Raw genomic sequence first — 19,089 nt, 5'->3', positions numbered from 1 at the left:
GGTTCCGTATTTGGCGGCGGCTCAAGCCTCGATCAGATCCGGAACGATCTCGTATCGCACTATCAGTCGGCGGCCGAAGGGGAGCCGTTCTCGTCTGATCCTGTGGTGCTGTCTCAACGGCTCGCGCGCAAGCTCGGGCTCGACAGCGCTGACAACACCGACATCGATTTCACCCCGAAGATGGCGAAGGCGGCGAAGCCCGACAAGGCGCCCGACCTCTCGTCCTTCGGCGATGCCCTGCCCGATCAGCCGTCGACCGATGATCTCTCCAGCTACGGTACCGCCGTCGAGTCCCCGCAGGCGCCGCAGCCTGCCCTGGGCGTCGGCGGCAACGCCGTAGCGTTCGCGAAGGGTGTTCCTGCCGGTGCAGCGGAGGCTGTCGGCGGTGCAATGAAAGGCCTCGCTGTCGCTGGCGCGCGATCGACGCCTACGCCCATCGATGTGGAGGCCGGTCTCGGCGTCGACACGCTCAATTCGCCGTGGCAGCTGCCCGGTGAACCGCCGAAGGATCAGCCGGTACCGCCGCAGAACCCGGTCGACAACGCGCTCTACAAGGCCGGCAACGCAGTCAATTCGATTGCGCCGCAGATGTCGCCGCAGGAGCGCAATTCGCTCGGTGGCACGGTCGGCACCATGATCGGCGGTATCGCGCCGTACGCAGCCCTTGCCGCTGCCAATCCGGCGCTCGGCATCGCCGCTGGCTTCGAGGGTATGTCGGCATCGACCTATGGCCACGTCTATGACGACGCGATAGCCAAGGGCGCCGACGAGGCGACGGCGACCGCCGCAGCGGAAAAGTCCGCGAGCGCGGCCGGTATCCTTGGATCGCTGCCGCTCGGCTCCGGCAAGCTCGCGCAAAGCCTGATCGGTAAGATCCTCACCTCCGGCGTTTCCTTCGCCAGCGCCAATGAGGCAAGCGAATATGTCCTTCAGCAGATCGCGAAGGACTATGACCCGAAAGCCGGTTACAGCCCCGAGGCGAAGCGCATCATCGCCTCGCTCATCACCGGCGGCCTCATGGGCGGCCTGCACCATGCGTTCGAGAGCAAGCCCGACGAGGTGCGGATCGATACCGCGGACGATACGCGCGCGCCACCGGCCGGTTCTCTTCCTGGGCCGGAGCCGAGCTCTAGTGGCCCTGATACCGGCGCGGCAGGCGCTGGCTCGCAAGGCGGCCCACAGCCCGGTGGCGGACCCGGCTCCGGAAGCGGTGGGCCACAAGGGGGTAACCAGTCCGGTACCGGTGGGGGACCGAAGCCGAACCAAGGCGGCCCCGGTTCTACTCAGAAGCCGCCGCCCGGCACCGGCGAAGGCATGGGCGCCGACTACACCATGGATCCGAAGATGCGCGCCAAGATGGAGCGCGTCTATCGGACCTTCGAGCCGGGCCAAGACCCGTCGAAGATGTCGGACGCCGACCTCTACAACGCCGTCAACGAGCACCTCCGGGACACGTCGTCGACCGGTCACACGGCGCAGGGGGACACCCCAGAGGAGCAGGCGCAGCGCGAGGCGCACGCCAAGAAGCGGGACGAGGATCAGATCCTGCGCGACGCCGGCTGGAGCGAGCCGCATATCCAGGCGATGACACCTGAGCAGCGGGCCGATTATCTGGCACGTGCGCAGGCAACGAGGCCAAGCGAGCGTCCGCAGCAGAATACAACCGAACAGGCCGGTACCGCTACAACGTCCTCTCCGGATAAGGTTGTATCGGTTATCGACCGCAGCAGCCTGATGGCGCGGCACGCCGATGAAAGCGGCGCGATTGATATGCGCAAGGTCGGCGCTGACGTCGCCAATCAGGTGAAAACCGCGCTCGATCAGGGCAAGACCGTCACGCTGCACGTTGAGGGCAAGGCTATCCCGATCTCGTCCGTGGAAGGCGGGATGATGCGGGATGCGGAGGGTAAGCCATGGGGCACCGGCCAGCTACTCGCGCCGCGCCCGGGAGATCATGCGCGCGTCGAGATCGGCTCCGCAGAGCCCGTCAACCCGACACCCGGTACCCGCGCCGCGCCGATCAAGGCGACCACCGCGGCCGACATCGACGCTGCGGTACCGGCCGAACCCAAGAGCCCTGCGCAGGCGGAGGCCGAGACGCCCGACCAGCTTACGGACTGGCTCAATGGCGACACGTCCAAGCCGCTAAAGGGCGGGGAGCCCGAAGCTGTTGCAAGCGACGAGGGCTCCCCGCAGTTGCCACACGCGCCGTCGGACGGGGGCCGTTCGCCGGTTCGTGCGGGGGATGAATCTCAGCAAAAGAGTGTAGTCGCACCTGGCAACGAGCATACTGAACCGACAGCAGAGCATCACGCCCAGATCGAGGCGGTTCTTGGTAGCGATTTCCATCGCGTGCTGCCCGTCGATGTTGCGCGCGCGGCGGAGATCCTTGCAGAAAACCCTGACCTTCCACCACACGTCGCCTTTCAATACGCCGTCATCGAGAATGCCGCGCAGCAAAATCTACTCAGTCCCACGCAACTGGAACAGATCTATGGTCCGCAGGTCAGGCACGCGCTGCAAATCAGCGCTGGACAGCGATCATCCAGTGAGGCGTCTAGTGAAGCACGTGCCGAAGGCACCACAGCTGCCAACGCATTCAAAAGCCTAGCGCCGGAAAATCTTCTTCAATTCATCGCTTCCAAGGGCGGCTTGAAGCCGCATCCCGAGCTCGAAGCGCTCGATGCGCATAAGCACCTCGTGATCATGCGGGGCTTCGGGGGCCGCCGCAAGCTGGTGAAGGATGGTGGGCTTCATCTCGATCGCGCGCGCGAGATGGCCGATGAAGCCGGCTATCTCATGGGTGAGCACAACCAGACCTCGACCATCCGCGACCTGCTGGACGCCATCGATGAGGGCATGCGGGGAAATCACCGCTATCCACTGGGCCACGAGGGCACAAAGACCAAGCGTGAACGCCGTCGGGAGAGCGAGCGCGAGCGGTATGAGCAGGAGCAGCACGAGGCGGCCTACGGCCAAGCGCACAAGGCGTTGGAGGCTGAATATCCGGCCCTGCCACTGGATCTTCGCGACACCGCCGCTCGCGCCATGGTGGTCGATGGCTACGATCTCGATACCGCCGTGGAATACGCCGCCGTCTGGCAAGTGAACCACGACAACAAACTCTATGAGCAGACAGAGCCCTCGATTGTTGATACATTCGGCCAAGGAGCCAACGATGCGATTCACGCCGCAACAGCATCAGGAAATGGCGAGCAAGCTTTACGCGGTCGCCAAGAGGAAGGCCGATCCGAAGGAAGCCGAGAAGGTGACCGCGATGGCGGACCTGTTCCGAAAGCTCGCACAGAAGGCGGCGGAGAAGCAGCGCAAGGCGTAGGCCACGACCGCAAGTCGCCGGTCACACCCATTGACAAGGGCGCCGACAACAACGAGCAGACCGTCATCCCTGGCGCTGAGAAGGCATCGGGCAAGACGATGACGCAGCGCGGGGCGAATGCACCGCTCAAGCCCAAGGTGGCGCAGAAGCCTGCCGATACCGGCCTGTTCGGCGACGAGAAGAACCAGGTCGACCTCCTCGATACGCTGAATAAGCCCGCAGCTGCACCGGCCGCTTCCTCCAAGGTCGACTTCGACGATCTCTTTGATCGGGCGGTCGACGAGCAATTCGGCGGAAAGCCGGCTGGCCTGAACGAGCCGGGAGCGTCCATTCAGCCGCAGGGCGGCACGGCTCAGGCGCAGGTGCTTGAGCTCGGTCGCGCCACCGGTAACGAGCACCTGCGCGTGATCGATGCCCGCGGCAAGCTCGCTTTTTCGGCAGAAGGGACAACCAACGGTATCGCTGTCACCAAGACGATGGAAGAAGCCTTCTTCGATCCAGCGAGCGACTTAGTCATTCATCACAACCACCCCCGCAACCGCAGCTTCAGCGACGACGACATCAGTCTTCTGGCTTCGCCCGGCATTCGTACCATCTGGGCGCACGGTCATAGCGGCGGGATCTATCGTGTCGAGTTGATGCCGGCATGGCGGAATATGATCGGCACACGTCGCGATGACGTGACAGGCGCCTACCGCGGCCTCCGAACTCTCTGGCGCCGGATTGAAGATCTGTTGCTGCAGACGGCTCACGCGGAGGCGCTCCGACCGGGTAACGAGGCGCTCAAGGAAGCATTTGAGATCGGTTGGGCACACCTCATCAATACGGTGCTGCACCGCGGCGGTGTCATCGACTACAAGACCAATTTCGAGCTCGATCCTTCAGTTCTAAAGATGGAGGGTCTATCTGATGCAATGGAGCGGGCCGTCGGGCTCCTCAAACGGGAGTTTCCGGATGCCGAAACGGCTACTGTCCGCAATAATCGACCCGCCGGGACCGTTCGACACCCTGGAAACATGGGAGCGTCATTTGACCGTGCTGAGGTCGCTCGAACCGTCGGTCCAGCGCGACGAGGACATCAAGAGAGCCGAGAAAATGATCGCTCGTCTGAAAAAGAAGGACTGAGCGAACCCAGCCGCGTATTCAGCTTCCTCTCGCAGCCAACCAGCAACTTCGACAAGTCGTTCAATGATCTGCTCGGCAAGCGCCTGCTCGGCCGCCTGGGCGATCTCAATGCGACCGAGGCCCGCGTCCAGTTGCAGGACAAGTTCCTGCGGGTGCAGAAGGCGGAGCAGCTGAAGCGCAACACCGATACGCAACTGTCCGCGTATCAGGCCGAAAGCCTCTACTACGGTCGCACCGGCTACCGGCTGGAGCAGCTGCGCGAACACCAGATCGACCCGCTCATCCGCGAGATGAAGGCCCGGGACATAGATCTCAACAAGCTCGATGACTTCCTCTATGCGCGCCACGCCGTTGAGCGCAACCAGAAGCTCGGCCAGCATTATGAGCCCGGCCACGACTTCTACGAGGCGATGACCGACCCCGACAAGGTGGGCGGCTCCGGCATGAGCCAGAACGAGGCGCTGGGGATCATCCGCGCGATCCGCGCCGATGGCAAGCTGCCCGACTATCTCGCCGTCGCGCGCATGGTCGACGCGCTCAACGCCCGCACGCGGCGCGTCCTGCTCGATGGTGGTCTCATCGATCGCGACACGTTCGACGCGATGAACAGCACCTACAAGTATTACGTCCCGCTGCGCGGCTGGCAGGAAGGCTCCGACGACGAGCATTTCAACTTCGGCACCGGCGGCATGGAGACGCGCGGCAAGGATGTGAAGCAGGCCTTCGGCCGCAAGAGCCGCGCCGCCAGCCCCCTCGCCTATTCGATCATGCAGGCTGAGGGCGCGGTGGTACGCGCTGAGAAGAACAAGGTCGGCAACACCTTCCTGAAGTTCGTGCGCGCCAACCCGGACCCGGATCTGTGGGTGGTCAATCGGCCGCAGATGCGCAAGGAGATCAGCAAGGTCTCGGGGCTCGTCTACAACCGGCCGGACAATCTCTCGCACCAGGACGACAACGTGTTCGCCACCAAGGTGCAGGGCAAGCCGGTCTATATCCGGATGCTCGGCGCCGACGGCCTCAATCTGGCGCGCGCGCTGAAGAACATGGGCAGCGCCAACGCGCATTCCGCCGTCCGGATGCTGGCCGCCGTCACGCACACCATGAGCCGCCTCGCCACCGCGTGGAATCCCGAGTTCATGATCCCGAACCTCTCGCGCGACGTCAGCGAGGCGTTCATCAACCTGGGCGAACAGCGTCAGCGGCAATTCTCCAGGAACTTTGCCAAGCGCGTATTCCCGGCGATCCGCGGCGCGACCATGGCGCTCGCCGGCAAGACGGCGCCGGCCGGCTCGCCGCTCGCCGAGTATGTCGACGCCTTCCACCGCTTCGATCGCGAGGGCGGCCGAATCCACTTCTTCGGCCTCGACGATCCGGATGAGATCGAGCGCAATGTCGACGCCAAGCTCCGGCGGCTCTCCGGAGGCCCGATCAACAACCTGAAAGATCTGGGCGAGAAGGCGGGCAAGGCGCTCGAAGTCGCAGGCGGCGGACTGGAGAACGCGACCCGCCTAGCGGCCTTCATGGCGGCCGAGGACGCAGGCATGTCGACGCCTGACGCTGCAATGCTGGCGCGCAACCTGACGGTCAACTTCAACAAGAAGGGCGAGCTCGGCACCATCGTCTCGTCGCTCTACGCCTTCGGCAACGCTGGCATCCAGGGCATCGCCCGCATGATGCGCGCGCTCCATCCGCGCAATACGAAGGTGTGGGCAGCGGTCGGCATGCTGGCTGCGGCCAATGTGGCGACCACCGCGTGGGACCTCGGCGCCGGCGGGAAGGACGAGGCCGGTACCTACAACTACATGAAGATCCCGAGCTGGGAGCGCGACAAGAACGTCGTGGTCATGCTCACCAATGGCTACTACGCGAAGATCCCGCTACCCTACGGCTTCGCTCCGTTTGGCGTCGTCGGGTCGAAGGCCGCGACCATCATGGCTGGCGCCGAGAAGCCGACGAAGGCCGCGGCCGCGGTCCTCAGTTCGACCATCAACGCCTTCAACCCGTTGGGCGACGAGGCAGAAATGTGGAGGGAGATTGTCCCGACCGTATTTCGTCCGCTCGTGCATATCGAGGCCAACAAGGATTGGACCGGCCGGGCGATCTATCCGAACAGTGACCGATCGAAGGGCCTGCCGGATTCGACACAGGCATTCCGCTCGACGTCGGGCGCATCGAAGTGGGTTGCGGAGACGCTCAACGATCTGACCGGCGGCAGTAAGTACGAGAGCGGCGCGATCGATGTTCACCCAGGCACCTTCGATTACATCGTCGGCGCCGTCGTCGGCGGCGTCGGTCACTTCCTCAAGTCGGGCTGGAATACAATCGTTTCGGGAGTGGTGGACCACGAGTGGAGGCCTGAGACCACACCGGTTCTCCGCCGGTTCGTCGGCAGGGTGGGACCGGAGGCGGACCAATACGCCTACTACCAGGCGCGGGACGAAGCCCGAGGCGAAGCGAACGCCGTCAAGCAGGCGCGCAAAGAGCGCCGCACCGGCGACCAGGACGCGGCACGCTTCGTCAGCGAGCACCGTGGTGAAAGCAAGAAATCCATCTTCGATCGAGCCGATCGACAGATGCGAGACCTGCGAGCGCAGGAAGATCGCGTCAGGGCAAGCGCTCAACCCTATGACGCGAAGCATGCAGCGATTGAGCAAATCAGGCAGCGGATGCGAGAAGTTCAGAATAGGGCCCGGGTCGCATCCGCAAAACTGCAACAGGCTCAGCGCATCACACGGCCTTGAGAAATGGCCGTATGCGGAGATTGAAACTGCTGTTCGAGTGGCAGCCGAGGTCGAAATTCCCGCAAGCTAAAGCTCACTTCCGTTTGCTGAGCAGCGCTCGGTGCATCGCCAGCCTTCACTTGGGCAAGAGACGCCAATGTACCGGCGCCAGCAACGTTTGCCGTGCTGTTGCTATTCTCTGTCTGTGCCTTTCCTCTTCGCCTTCAGTCCGATCTCTACAAGCCTGCGGATGGCCTCAGAGCGCGAGACTTCGCTTGCTGCGGCCCACGCATCGACCGCCGCGACCGTAGACGGCTCCAAGCGCGCAGGAATCGTTTCCGCGTATCGTTGACCGCTTGGTCTGCCTCTCGATTTTTTGTGTACAGTTTTTGCTTGCTTCGCCATAATTTTCGTGTACACTAAAATCAAGCCGAGGGGAAGCGCCAACTTCCGCCCCGGCTCTAACCTAACCCACGGAGTGCTCCCATGGACCAGGCTACCAACCTGTCTACCACATCCCACTTCCCCTTTCACAACCATGCCGACCGGGCGTTCATCGATCAGCTTGTCAACGTCGACCAGAGCCAGTCTCTGATCGATTACGTCAACCGCTTTAAGACCGCGGAAACGGTGATCTTCGCGGACGTTGATGAACTCGAAGTCCATGCCGTGATCGACTACCACACCGCCGGCAGCGCCAAGGCAGGGTTCGGCGAACATCGCGCCGTGCTGTGCCTCTCGCGTTCTTATGAGTGGGATACGTGGAACGCTATTAGCGGACGTATGTACGACCATAAGGCGTTCGCCCACATCATCGACGTCAACTCCGACGATATCGCCTCCCCGGCCGCTGCATTGCTGCTCGCGACTGCGCGCAAAGTCGAGGGCGCTGTGCTTCCGCCCTTCTTCACCTTGCGCATCCCGGTGTTCACGGGCGAGCTCAAGGTCGACGTCAGAGCGATGACCAACGACAGCCAGGACGGCAACGCTGGCAAGTCGCTTGGTCTGGAATTAGTGCGCACGCGCGTCATCATCGAGACGGAGTTCTCGCGTATCGCCGATGAGATCGCCGCTGCTACGTCCGTGCCCGTTATCATGGGCTCGGTCAGAGACTGACCGACTACGGTTCGCGGCTCGGCGGCAGACTCAAAAATGAGCGCCACGGCGAGCGTCGGACGGGGGCCATCTTCACGAAGGTGAACTGCGGGTATTGCGGGGACATGAACGCCAACTGCTCTTCGCAGGAGGCCGGTTTACCCGCACCATCATTGATATTTCGGTGCTCTTAAAAATGAAGCTCAAGGGTTTGAACATCGTCCGCAGCCCAGCAGGCAAACACTACGTCTACATCCGGGGAACCCCGATCGCGATCCTGCGTGGTTTCCAAGGCGACCGCGAGGCATTGCTGCGCCGACTTCGTGAGCCGGACGTCCTGACCGCCTACAACGCAAACCGGAAGCGCAATCTCGCCCGCGTGTATGCAGGGGGTACACTCGGCTCGCTCGTGGCGTGGTTCAGAACCGATTGCCCGAGGTACGACAAGCTATCGGATGCCACCCGTTCCGACTATGAAAAGACCTTCGATTGGTTGGAGGCGAAGGGTGTCTTCGATTGCCCGCTCGATCTCATCATCACGCCAGAGCTTTACGATCTGCGCGACCGCTGTGCCAAGGAGAAGTGGGGGCGTTTCGCCGACAAGATGATCTCGGCGCTGTCCTCGATGTTCACTCAGGCGGTCAAGCGCAAGAAGATGGCCTGCAATCCGTGCTTCGGCATGGACAAGATCCACAAGGCAGATCCCAACGCCAATCGCGAATGGTTTGCGCATGAATGGATGTTCGTGCGTGAGAACGCTCCGACAGAAGTGCTGATCCCCTGCATGATCGCTCGCTATGCCGGGCTTGCCGGGCAGACGATCGTCGGTCTCAACGAGGAGCAGATCCTCGATCACCCTCTCACTGGCAAGGCCATCCAGTATACCCGCCGGAAGAACAATAAGGCCACGCTGCTGCCGGTTCTGCCCGAGTTGCAAGCCTTCCTCGCCGAACGCAAGATGCGCAGCGCGGAAGGCAGGATCGCGATCCGCGATGACGGCTCGCCCTGGCCGAGCGAGAAGGAAATGCAGACCCGCGTCTCGCACTGGCTTAGGGATCGCGAGCGCGACGGCAAGATCGGGACGGGAACCACGCTCCACGGTCTGCGCGTCTCCTATGCGGCTTGGTGGAAGCGCAATGGCGCCAGCGACGACGAGGTGGCGCGCCTGATCGGCGACAAATCGCTGCGCATGGGTACGCACTACACTCGCCACGTCGAGGACGAGGTGTCAATCAGACGGGCGTTCGAGCGAGCCGGGCAGGCCCAGGCGACGACGAGCAGGTCGCCGACAAATCCGAACGGTCTACTACCCGTCCCGGATGAGTTAACATGACGAAATCCCTCACTTTCACCGAAGCGTCGCTTGCTCGCGCCATCAAAGGGGTTCAGCGCGCCGGCTTGTTTGTAGTTGGGGTGAAGCCAGACGGTACCTTAATCGTCGGCGATAAGCCGATCGATGTCAGTTCTTTGGTGCCCCCCAAGGAAATGGAACAATCCCCTCCGCCAAAGCGGCGACTGGGGGATTATTTCAATGGTAGTCCCGAGACCTCCAAGTGGGAGGATCGGCGGGGATGAGCATCGCCATAGAGGTCGATCTGCCCTATCTCAGCCGTGAGCCCGATCGCCACGGCAACGGGCGCATCTACGCGCGCCGCCACGGCAAACGGATCAGGATCCGCGAGCAGGAGGGCACGCCAGCCTTCGCCAAAGCCTACACCGCCGCCGTCGAGAAGCTCGGCGCGCCGCCAAGTAAGCGACCGAAGGGTAATGCTCTGCTCTCGCGCGCCTGGGAGAAGGGCACATTCGGCTGGCTCGGCGTGCAGTATTTCGCCTCGAAGGGCGAGGACGAGTTCCTCTCGCTCGATGCCGAGAGCCAGCGTGCCCGCAAGAATGATCTGGAGGCGTGCTTCCTGATCGCGCACCAGGACGACGATCCCGATCCGATGGGGAATTGCCCGCTCAAGCACCTCTCGGCGAAGAAGATGAAGCGCCTCATTGAGATGAAGGACGGCAGGGGCGCGCGCACCAACCGCCGCAAGCACCTCTCGGCGCTGTGCTCATGGGGCGTCGAGAACGACCATTTGTCCGGCAATCCCGTCCGTGACATCAAGGCTGGCAAGGCTTCCAAGGGCGCTGGCTACTACACGTGGCTGATCCCCGACGTGCAGCAGTTCGTGGCCTACCACTCCGAACAAAAGACTAGGCGCTCGCGCAAGGCGCTGCTGGCGCTCGGCCTGCTCCTCTTCGCCGGCATGCGTCGTCAGGACATGGTGTCGCTCGGCAAGCAGCATTGCCGCGGCGCTGTGCCCGGCCAGCTGGGCGAGTGGATCAGGTACATCCCCAAAAAGACGCTCAAGAAGCGCCGCACGGTCTCGCAGAAGCCGCTCGTGCCGGTGCTGAAGGCTGCACTGGTCGAGCACGCCGACATCCTGGGCGACCTGACCTTCCTCGTCACCGACTACGGCAAGCCGTTCAGCGAGGCGGGCTTCGGCAACTGGTTCCGCGACCGCTGCGACGAGGCTGGCCTGCCGCTGTGCTCCGCCCATGGCCTGAAGAAGGCTGGTGCCACGATCGCAGCCGAGAACGGCGCCACCGATCGCCAGCTGATGGCGATGTTCGATTGGGATTCGCCCCGAATGGCGTGGGTTTACACCAAGGCCGCCGAGCAGAAGCGGCTGGCCGGCGAGGCCATGTTCCTGATCTCGATGGACCTTCACCGTGAGTCGTCCGCACCCAACGACGGCTGAGGTTATGCAAGGCTAAGAGCCAAGCAAGCTCATGTTCCACGGCCCGATATTGAGCACTCGTACAATCACTTCGATGATCAGAAAGACCTCACTGTTGTCGCTCGACTGAGGAAACAACAGACGATCCGTGTCGACGTCGAAGCCGGAGATCAACGTGTCACTTTCGAGCAAACAGTAAAGAGGCTCGTGCGCCTGCGGATAACGGATGGCAACGTCGGGATCGGGTTTCCTCAAGGCGTCGAACAATGTTTTCAGTCTGTTGTCCACATCACCGCCCTGCAGGACCAATGAACCTGGATCCTCTTGTCTCAAAAACAGGATGTTGAGGTGACAGTTCAGATCGAGTGATTTCCGTACCAAGGGAACATAGCTCTTGTCCCCCTCTTTGATCGGCTCGCAAAGGTCCACTTCGTAATCACGCATCGGAAACTTGCTGAGATCACGCGGTGCATGAAAAGGGCTTTCGGACAGGTCGAGATCGCGACCTGGATGCGAAGACACAATCGACGTTTCTCTTAGCCGCCTAAGAGCTTGGTGAGTTGCCCAGAGAAATTGCAGCTGAGGATGAAGTTGATCTCTGATCGCTCGAACCGCAGCAGGCTTTTTGGAACTATTTCCGCTGCCAGGCAACTCGCCATGGTAAACAAGCCTAAAGCGCATCAATCAACCTCCGGAAAGCGGGCAAGGCGTCTAGCAGATGACCGCGCCGAGCCTAATCACGTAGGTCACTCTGCGCCGCTTAGATGCTCGCGAGCAAGGGACCATGACCCGATGAGCTCACCGGCGCGAAAGAATTGAACTACGCAGGCAGCGCGTTGGCCAGCTTGGCGGATGGTTCGCAAGATCAACTTTGCTACAGCTGAGAGATCGATCGAAAAACTTGGGTCATCATAGTCGTCGCAGTACGCGGGCAGCAGCGTACCTTCCAGATCCCGAACTTCCATACGGATCGATGCCATGTTGGCATTGGACAATGAGAGAGCTTTCCAGACGGTAAACGGGCGCTGGCACCCGTCGTCGTCGACCGCCTCACTGGGACAGGAGTTCTTGTGCCCAATCGGAAAGGGCGACGTATCCGACCTTCGGCTTGGTGACTAGGCCGAGCGTGGTCAGAGATCCGATCAGATTGTTAAAGCCGCCGCTCGATGAAGAATAGCCAGTGCGCTTGCCAAGTTCGTCGCGGGAAAGGTCGCCGGTGCCTTTCAAGACGTCTACCAGCTTGCGCTGCGGATTGCTGAGGCAGCTCAGCAGGAGGTCGCTGCCTTCATCGACGGTCATCTCGTCTACTGACGTGAGTAGGCTAACATGCCCAGCCATGGGCTTGCCGATCGCGCCCGCCGTCGAGAGACCGCCCAAGAGGTTGTTGAAGCCGCCCGATGACGGGCTATATCCGGCCGCTGCGGCGACCATCTCCCGAGATGGATTCTCGTGGCCGAGCGCTTTCCACATTGCGAGTGACCGGAGCACGCGATGCTGTGAACGGCTGAATTGGCCGTTGGGATGCGGAGGCGGCGCGGCTGGCCGGCACTGCACCGACGGCGTCGCGACTTGCCGCCGGAGAGGCCGTACGGGCATGGTGTTGTCCAGCGAGTCCAGCGCGTTCCCGGCGACCGCCAGTGCATCCCTGAGCCGGTCGTGTGCCGCCATCAGCGCCGCCTTGGCACGGTTCTCACCCCGCGTTAGGCCCTCCGCAAGGCCGCGTTCATAGGCCTCTTCGACCGCCGAGGGATCAACGGCTGAAATCTTGGCGGCGGCCTCGCGCTTGAGTGCCGCGATCTCGGCCTTCAGCGCCTTAGGATCGTTCGCCTTTGTCTCGGTCTCGACCTTGGATAGACGTTCTTTGAGCCGGCCCAGATCCAGCGGGCGAAGGGTCGTCTCCTGAAGCTTCTCACCTCGCTTCGGAGTGCGAGAGGAGTCGAAGGTGGCTTTCTGCGGGAAGACCGCCGTCTCAAGGATGCCGCGCGTCGAAATCCAGATCACGCCACGGCCGCGTTCGAGGCCGGGCAGGGAGGCGAGAATAGCTTTGCCCTCCTGCTTGTCAGCCTGGCCGTCGATCCAGGCGCCGATCGCGTCACGGTCTTGCGAGGCGGTCAGTTTGAACGACACGATGCCGTCCGCCTGGCTCAGCACGTCCTTGGACAGCACCGCCGGCCGCTGGGTGATCAGCCACGGAATGAAGCCTTTCACCCGACCGCGCCGAACGATCGTTTCCATCATACCGAGGAGCTTCGCGGCCTCGCCCTCCTTGTCGAGCAGGCGCTGAGGAGCCCACATATCTGCCTCGTCTAGAATCAGATGGACCGGCGATCCGTTCACACCGCGGTAAAGAGCAGTCAAGAAGGCCAGCATGAACCGACGCTCGCCAGCCTTCGTGCCGATCTGGCTCAAATCCAGAATGCAACTCTCGGCCATGCCAGCAACGGTCTCGCCGATCAGCGCGCCAGCGTGCTCGGTCAGGGCAAGGTCACCGTGCACCCCGCCGAAGATTGGGATGTCAAAAGCGGAAGCTGTGGTGCCGTCTGCCCGTAGCCGCAGACCCCACCATACGCCCAGCGGGTCGATAACGACTACGCGAGCCCTAGCAGCCAGCAGCCGCTCCCGGCGCTGTAGGTTTTCCCAGATCCCGCAGTGCCAACGAAGGCGAGTCGGTCATCGAGCGCCTCCTTCGGAATCGGGTGTGCCCCCGACTTCGCCGTCATGCTGCTTTTCCTTCGGTTTCAGTGGGAACGACGTGCAGTTTGAACAGCCCGGCGACGCGGTCGACCATGTCCTGCCGGTGCTCGTCGCTGTATTCGACCAGAGGAACGGCGGCGAGCAGCTTTCGGAGCGACACGATGCGGCCCTTCACGCCTGCGAGCTCGTGCGCAGCCAGGCGCCGCAATGTCGGCGGCTCCGGACGCCAGTTGAAATCATGCTTCTTGCCGTCCAGTGGCACGCTCTCGCCCCTGTTCCAGCCGCGGATTGCCTCGCGCACGGACCACGCCGGCAAGTCCTCAAGTGCGTCTAAATAGTCCTCGGTCGCGGCGTCGGACGCCTCCTTGTCGAGCTTGCGGCCGCCCTTGAGCAGCAGCGCCGCAATCATGGCCACGAGCGCTGCATCGTTGCGCAGCGTCGCACCGCGATATTCGACGGGCTGATCCAGCCGCGTGAAGCGATCGAGTTCGGCGATGTGCCGCTCAACCTCGCCGCGCTCCGAAGAACTCAGGATCAGATCCTTCGGCAGCGTGATCATCTCCCGATGCCGCCCCGTTCCGTCCGGCTGTACTGCGCTGCCGAGCGCGGCGCTCCGCTGCGGCAGCCACGCCGGCAATGACGGCAGCGCTGCCGGATTGGTCGGCACTGGAATTGGGGAAAAAGGTACCATTTCGTTCATGTTTGCCTCGCAGTGCGTTCGTGATCCACGGGATGGGGTTGTGCGCGCGGTGATCGCGAGCCCGCTGGATGGCGCCGAGCACGGCCTGTGCGTCGTCTTTCGTCGACTTCAGCCAAGATCCGATCATGCTGCGCGCCTGCCGGTCAGCGATGCCAAGGCTGATCAGGATGGGAACGCCCTCGCCCCATAGCTCGTGTCGCGAATCCGTATAGACCGGCGCACTTGCCACCGGCGGCGCCGAACGTAGTTCGGAACTACCTTCAGTGCTTTCAGTGCTTTCTTCTTTGCGTCGTTGCTGCGTCGTAGCTGCGTCATTTGCTGCGTCGATAGCTGCGTCGCGCGGAAGTGCTACGCGCTGATACTTGTCGTAGTTGCAGATGGTTATGACGGTGATACCTGCGTCGGTCGCTGTGTCGATCATAGCGACGGCCTTTAGACGATCCAGAAATCGCCGCACGCGCGAGTCGTTCCATTGCCACTTCTCGGCCATGAAGCGGAGCGATGCCGCGACCTGCCCGCGCCTTAGCTCGATCGCCATGGGTCCAATGCGCCTGGTCCTCGCCTTGAACGACGCCTCCCCGATCAGCCAGATCCACGCCTCGCGCTCGGTCAGAGGCTCGTCGGCAAAGCTCGGATGATCCCAGATGCCGCGATCGACTGCGAAGACGCCTCGCTCGCTCACTGCGCAGCCTCCGTAACGTTCACCTTCGCGCGCCAGCACTGTGCACTCATGCCTGACGCGTTCGTGCGGCGCTCCGCAGTAGGCTCGATCATGTTGCCACGGCGTAGCTCTGTCACTCGCGGGCGGACGCTCAGGATCGACGCCCCCAACCTGTCCGCCACCTCGTCAGCCGTGAACGCTGCCGGATAGTTCTCTTTCAGGAAGGCGTAGACCCGATCTCGCAGAGCCGTCGCGCGCGACGCGATTCGGCGAGCGGCGATGCTGCTCGTGCCAAGGGACTTGAATCCCGGGTGTTCCGGATAACTCATGAGCGCACCTCGCTTCCGAGGCCCGCTAAATTGGCGATCAGATCAGCAACAGCAGGGGCGACGCTGTATCGTCTCGCAACGAATTGGCCGGCACGGGTGCTCGGCTGATCCACAACCGGCTGCCAGGGAATGAGTGGAGAGCCGGAAATCAATTGCGTTTCTTGGGAGCGCTTGGTACTCGTTTTCACTTTGCAGATCCTATGAAGCCCGGTGCGCACGATCAGATCCGCCAAGATGTGGATCGTGCCGCCGGGTTTTCGTTTGGGGATTGGTTAGGCCGCCGACGCTGTGGGCAGTGAGCGCAGCCATGCCTCGGCATCGCTCATGAGGATCAGGCTCTTAGCGCCTGCCTTGCGGAGCACGAGACGGCGAGACTTGATCTCGCGGTAGACTGCCGTCTTGCCGAGGCGCGCCCAACGGCAAAACTCTGGGATAGTCATCGCGGCGGGTGATGGAGACGCGATTTGATCGGGAGTGGGAGGGGACGACATGCAGCACTTCCTTTCGGACTGTGGAGGTCCCGCTCTATCGAGCGCGACTTGCTGCATGCATCGGAGAACTCGCACGAACAGTCATTTGACAAGTGCGGACAAGTCCGCACTTGTCCGATATTGGCCGACGTCTATTCGCTCTCGCCGTGATGTTTTAGGTCGTCAGTTCGCCTCGTCTCCCTGTGGGGTACCGCTTCCCCACCGGTGGGTGACGCATCAGCTAACGCGCGACGGATCGATCGTTCACTAGGCGGGGTCTGATTTTTCCCACGAAACCAGGCTGCGATAGCCGCGTCGCGCTCTTTTACCCTTGCGGGCACGCCACCACTCAACCGGATCTCTTCCACTGCCTCGCGAATCTGCTGGTGGAGCGCCGACGGCTCATCATCTTTCGGGTTCTTCGACGACCGTCCAACCTGGGTTGCAGTGATTGGTGACGCAGCGTCAGCAACATGGATGGAGCTGTAGAGCGTGCCTTGTATGTCGCGCGCCACTCCAAGCTCCCAATCCACGATCTCCAATTGGGACCAGATATCCGTAGGCAGTCTTTGGAAATCGTCGCGAGGCGACGGCACGCGGGCGTATAGCGTCACCCGACCTGCGTCGACAGCGCGATCAAACGCCGGCAGCATGAACCTCCGCCAAACGAGGCCGGTTGCAAAGCGCACAGCTTCTGACTGTCGAGCTCCTTCCGCCGCTTCGATGGCGCCGATCTTGGCGAATCCCTCGTACGGTGCTTCCTGGTCGCTGGCTAAGCCAGAGCTGCTCAATAGCGCTGCGATCCGCGGGTTGAGCTCCGGCGGTTCATCCGGCTCCCGCAGTATCGCCCAAGGCGCGCCGCCCCGAGACACTTCTCCTCCACCTGGCACCGGGAAAGAGAATAGAAAACTTCCATCTCTTCGATCTATTTCAGCTCGGTACGCACCAGTGTGCTTTCGAAGATGCTCGGCGAGATCCTCAAGCGTCGGCGGCTTGGGCTCGTACCCGATCCTTGAGACCCCCTCGCGGCCTTTTGCTTGTTCGAACGCCTTCTTCGAAAATAGATCGGCTCCCGCAATGGGCGCTTCACTCGTCACAGAGTCATCACTGCCCGCAATTCCGAAGCGAAAGATCGCGAGACCTATTGGAATCCAGCTGTCCTGGGGGGCTTGCGCAGCTTGCACGTTCGACGCTCCCTGTTCAGCTGGCAGAGGTTGCGGATTGTTTGAATGGCACCACGCGCCCGCCCTGCCGCAGCGTATCGAGATAATCAGCCCACCACTGCATCATCTTCACGCGCTCATCCCAATAGTCGCCGCGTGCATAGGCACGCCGCACCGCATTGGGTTCGATATGGGCCAGTGCCGCCTCGATGGCGTTGACGCTCCATTTTCCGCTTTCGTTGGCGAGGGTGGAGAAGGTGGACCTGAAGCCGTGCGCGGTCGCCTCGTCCTGGGAGAATCCGATCCGCCGGAGCGCGCCATTCAACGTGTTCTCGCTGATCGGCCGCTTCACACTGCGCAGGCCCGGAAACAGCAGTCCGGCGGCGCCGTGTCCGGTGACGGGATGCAATGCCTTCAGGATCTCCACGGCTTGCGTCGGCAGCGGAATGCGGTGAGGCCGGCGCATCTTCGTCCGCTCGGCAGGAACCTCCCACACGCAACCGTCAAGATCGAACTCCATCCAGGTCGCGTGCCGCAATTCGCCAGGACGGCAGGCGAGCAGCGCCATGAGTTGCAGCGCGGCCTTGGTTGTTGGCTGCCCCGTGAAGCCCTCAATGGCCCGCAACAGCCCGCCGAACGCCTTCGGATCTGTAATCGCGGCGCGGTGTTGCGGCTTCGGTGAAGCGATTGCACCGCGCAGGGCTTGTGTCGGATCGTTGCCGGCGCGCGCGGTGGCGATAGCGTAGCGGAACACCGAACCGATGACGGCGCGCAGGCGCTTGGCCGTCTCGAACTTGCCGGCCGCTTCAAGCGGCTGAAGAACGCGGAGGATCTCGCCGGCTGAAATGTCCACGATCGGGAGCGTCCCCAGATCGGCCTTGGCGAGACCTATCAACCATTCCAGCTTGCCGGCAGTCGCAACAGCGACCCCTTCGCGCTTCTTCTTGTCGAGCAACTCGTCCGCCACCACGGCGAACGTGTTCGCCTGCGCCTCCGCCCGTGCCGCCTTCACCTGGCGCTTCCGTGTGGCCGGGTCCACACCGTCTCGCAATAGGCCGGCCGCCTCATCCCTCCGCTTCCTGGCTGCTTCCAGTGGCACACCGGCCGGATCCTTGCCGTAAGGTCCGATCGCCAGCCGCTTGCGTTTGCCACCAAACCGATAGGCGTAGTTCCAGAGCTTACCGCCTGTCGGCGTCACCCATAATTGCAGTCCACCACCGTCAGACAGAATCGCAAGCCGCTCACCCGGCTTGGCGTTCTTAACGGCCTTGTCTGTCAGCTTTCCGCCCGCCATTTCCCCGTCCCCGAAGTGTGGTCTTTTCGGAATCGCCCGCTGTGCCGGGCACCACCAAAAGAACCACAGATTTCGCGGCTGTCAACGAACCGGAGAGAACTGGAGCGAACGGAATGACGCGAAAGAGCACTGATTTCAGTACCTTGCGTATTCAAAACGAACGGTGGAGAACGGCTGCGAAAGCGAAGTGGTGCCGCAAGAGGGACTCGAACCCCCGACCCCGTCATTACGAATGACGTGCTCTACCAACTGAGCTATTGCGGCGAACCGTTCGGCAATTGCCTGATATTGCGCGCCACCTGATATCGGGCATGGCCTCGATTGGCAAGGACAAGCCGGGCCGTAGCTTCGCGGATTTAACTCCCCCAACGTGACAAAAATCCCTTCCAGCCGCCCATCTGGGCCTTGGGCGGGCCGATTTGTTCCGCGAATTCGTCCGGAACGCCCTCCTCGTCGACTCCGGGGTCATCGGGGGCGCGGACGATCGGGATCACGGCCGGGATCGGCGCCGGCGCGGCCTTGGGCAGGTCGGTGCGGGAACGGAACAACGGAGCAGCCGCCGGCGGCGCCGATTCGGGCGGCGGAGCGGGCTCGGCGGGGGGAGGTTCGGCCTCCACGGGCGGCGCCGGGGCGTTGTCCTGGGCAGCCGAGGCTTGGGCGGCCGAGACTTGAGCAGTCGAGACTTGGGCGGCCGGGGTGGCAGGAGCCGCGGGTTTCACCTCGATCGGCTCAGCCTGCTTGGGCGCAGGCGGCTCGTCTGCCGCCTCCTTCGGCG

The 19,089-nt window shown here is 62.6% G+C and carries 15 protein-coding genes, 1 tRNA gene and 1 pseudogene; 5 read left to right on the top strand and 12 right to left on the bottom strand.

Annotation, left to right across the window (positions count from 1 at the left end):
* Positions 1–180 precede the first annotated feature (180 nt).
* Positions 181–7,203: an LPD38 domain-containing protein gene (locus tag AS156_RS37680; protein WP_136626623.1), complete on the top strand. Its 7,023-nt coding sequence runs from the start codon at positions 181–183 to the stop codon at positions 7,201–7,203.
* Between the two features lie 171 nt (positions 7,204–7,374).
* On the opposite strand, the gene AS156_RS42585 is transcribed toward AS156_RS37680, so the two are convergent.
* On the bottom strand, positions 7,375–7,587 hold the full coding sequence (locus AS156_RS42585; protein ID WP_136626628.1) for a ribbon-helix-helix protein, CopG family: 213 nt from the start codon (positions 7,585–7,587) through the stop codon (positions 7,375–7,377).
* Between the two features lie 81 nt (positions 7,588–7,668).
* Here AS156_RS42585 and AS156_RS37675 point away from each other — a divergent pair, with 81 nt between their 5' ends.
* From AS156_RS37675 to AS156_RS37660, 4 genes are all read left to right on the top strand, one after another.
* Positions 7,669–8,298, top strand: coding sequence for a DUF2303 family protein (locus AS156_RS37675; RefSeq protein ID WP_066515091.1), 630 nt, complete (start codon positions 7,669–7,671; stop codon positions 8,296–8,298).
* 94 nt (positions 8,299–8,392) lie between these two features.
* Positions 8,393–9,610, top strand: coding sequence for a tyrosine-type recombinase/integrase (locus tag AS156_RS37670; protein ID WP_245313240.1), 1,218 nt, complete (start codon positions 8,393–8,395; stop codon positions 9,608–9,610).
* Entirely contained in the window at positions 9,607–9,852 is a 246-nt protein-coding gene (locus AS156_RS37665; protein WP_066515088.1) for a hypothetical protein, read from the top strand. The genes AS156_RS37670 and AS156_RS37665 overlap by 4 nt, the downstream gene beginning before the upstream one ends.
* Positions 9,849–11,024, top strand: coding sequence for a tyrosine-type recombinase/integrase (locus AS156_RS37660; protein WP_066515086.1), 1,176 nt, complete (start codon positions 9,849–9,851; stop codon positions 11,022–11,024). The genes AS156_RS37665 and AS156_RS37660 overlap by 4 nt, the downstream gene beginning before the upstream one ends.
* Positions 11,025–11,036: 12 nt before the next feature.
* On the opposite strand, the gene AS156_RS42580 is transcribed toward AS156_RS37660, so the two are convergent.
* The 11 genes and pseudogenes from AS156_RS42580 to AS156_RS45440 form a co-directional block, all read right to left on the bottom strand.
* A complete protein-coding gene (locus tag AS156_RS42580) occupies positions 11,037–11,684 on the bottom strand; it encodes a hypothetical protein (RefSeq protein WP_136626622.1) in 648 nt (215 codons plus the stop codon).
* Between the two features lie 65 nt (positions 11,685–11,749).
* Positions 11,750–11,998: a hypothetical protein gene (locus tag AS156_RS37650; RefSeq protein ID WP_136626621.1), complete on the bottom strand. Its 249-nt coding sequence runs from the start codon at positions 11,996–11,998 to the stop codon at positions 11,750–11,752.
* Positions 11,999–12,053: 55 nt separating this feature from the next.
* Positions 12,054–13,499, bottom strand: coding sequence for an ATP-binding protein (locus tag AS156_RS37645; protein WP_066515078.1), 1,446 nt, complete (start codon positions 13,497–13,499; stop codon positions 12,054–12,056).
* 220 nt (positions 13,500–13,719) lie between these two features.
* Positions 13,720–14,256, bottom strand: coding sequence for a hypothetical protein (locus AS156_RS37640; RefSeq protein WP_066515076.1), 537 nt, complete (start codon positions 14,254–14,256; stop codon positions 13,720–13,722).
* The gene (locus AS156_RS37635) at positions 14,201–15,079 is read right to left on the bottom strand and encodes a hypothetical protein (protein WP_066515074.1); all 879 of its coding nucleotides are present in this window, start codon (positions 15,077–15,079) and stop codon (positions 14,201–14,203) included. The genes AS156_RS37640 and AS156_RS37635 overlap by 56 nt, the downstream gene beginning before the upstream one ends.
* Positions 15,076–15,387, bottom strand: coding sequence for a helix-turn-helix domain-containing protein (locus tag AS156_RS37630; protein WP_066515068.1), 312 nt, complete (start codon positions 15,385–15,387; stop codon positions 15,076–15,078). Before AS156_RS37630 ends, AS156_RS37635 begins: the two co-directional genes overlap by 4 nt.
* Positions 15,384–15,620, bottom strand: a complete 237-nt coding sequence (locus AS156_RS42575) for a hypothetical protein (RefSeq protein WP_136626620.1) — start codon at positions 15,618–15,620, stop codon at positions 15,384–15,386. Before AS156_RS42575 ends, AS156_RS37630 begins: the two co-directional genes overlap by 4 nt.
* A gap of 389 nt (positions 15,621–16,009) precedes the next feature.
* Positions 16,010–17,041, bottom strand: coding sequence for a hypothetical protein (locus AS156_RS37620; protein WP_066515064.1), 1,032 nt, complete (start codon positions 17,039–17,041; stop codon positions 16,010–16,012).
* A 16-nt stretch (positions 17,042–17,057) separates the two neighbouring features.
* The gene (locus AS156_RS37615) at positions 17,058–18,314 is read right to left on the bottom strand and encodes a tyrosine-type recombinase/integrase (RefSeq protein ID WP_066515062.1); all 1,257 of its coding nucleotides are present in this window, start codon (positions 18,312–18,314) and stop codon (positions 17,058–17,060) included.
* A gap of 188 nt (positions 18,315–18,502) precedes the next feature.
* Positions 18,503–18,578, bottom strand: a tRNA-Thr gene (locus tag AS156_RS37610).
* A 92-nt stretch (positions 18,579–18,670) separates the two neighbouring features.
* A pseudogene (locus AS156_RS45440) lies at positions 18,671–19,089 on the bottom strand (hypothetical protein); the annotation flags it as partial.

The sequence above is a fragment of the Bradyrhizobium macuxiense genome (genome assembly GCF_001542415.1).
Classification (GTDB): Bacteria; Pseudomonadota; Alphaproteobacteria; order Rhizobiales; family Xanthobacteraceae; genus Bradyrhizobium; species Bradyrhizobium macuxiense.
The sequence above is the reverse complement of the archived record's forward strand: the minus strand, read 5'-3'. Positions and strand labels throughout refer to the sequence as shown.

Excerpts from the sequence above, each read along its gene's own strand:
- AS156_RS37680 (WP_136626623.1), top strand. The coding sequence starts at position 181 with ATGGCGAAGGCGGCGAAGCCCGACAAGGCGCCCGACCTCTCGTCCTTC.
- AS156_RS37660 (WP_066515086.1), top strand. The coding sequence starts at position 9,849 with ATGAGCATCGCCATAGAGGTCGATCTGCCCTATCTCAGCCGTGAGCCC.
- AS156_RS42585 (WP_136626628.1), bottom strand. The coding sequence starts at position 7,587 with ATGGCGAAGCAAGCAAAAACTGTACACAAAAAATCGAGAGGCAGACCA.
- AS156_RS37665 (WP_066515088.1), top strand. The coding sequence starts at position 9,607 with ATGACGAAATCCCTCACTTTCACCGAAGCGTCGCTTGCTCGCGCCATC.
- AS156_RS37675 (WP_066515091.1), top strand. The coding sequence starts at position 7,669 with ATGGACCAGGCTACCAACCTGTCTACCACATCCCACTTCCCCTTTCAC.
- AS156_RS37630 (WP_066515068.1), bottom strand. The coding sequence starts at position 15,387 with ATGAGTTATCCGGAACACCCGGGATTCAAGTCCCTTGGCACGAGCAGC.
- AS156_RS42580 (WP_136626622.1), bottom strand. The coding sequence starts at position 11,684 with ATGCGCTTTAGGCTTGTTTACCATGGCGAGTTGCCTGGCAGCGGAAAT.
- AS156_RS37640 (WP_066515076.1), bottom strand. The coding sequence starts at position 14,256 with ATGATCACGCTGCCGAAGGATCTGATCCTGAGTTCTTCGGAGCGCGGC.
- AS156_RS37615 (WP_066515062.1), bottom strand. The coding sequence starts at position 18,314 with ATGGCGGGCGGAAAGCTGACAGACAAGGCCGTTAAGAACGCCAAGCCG.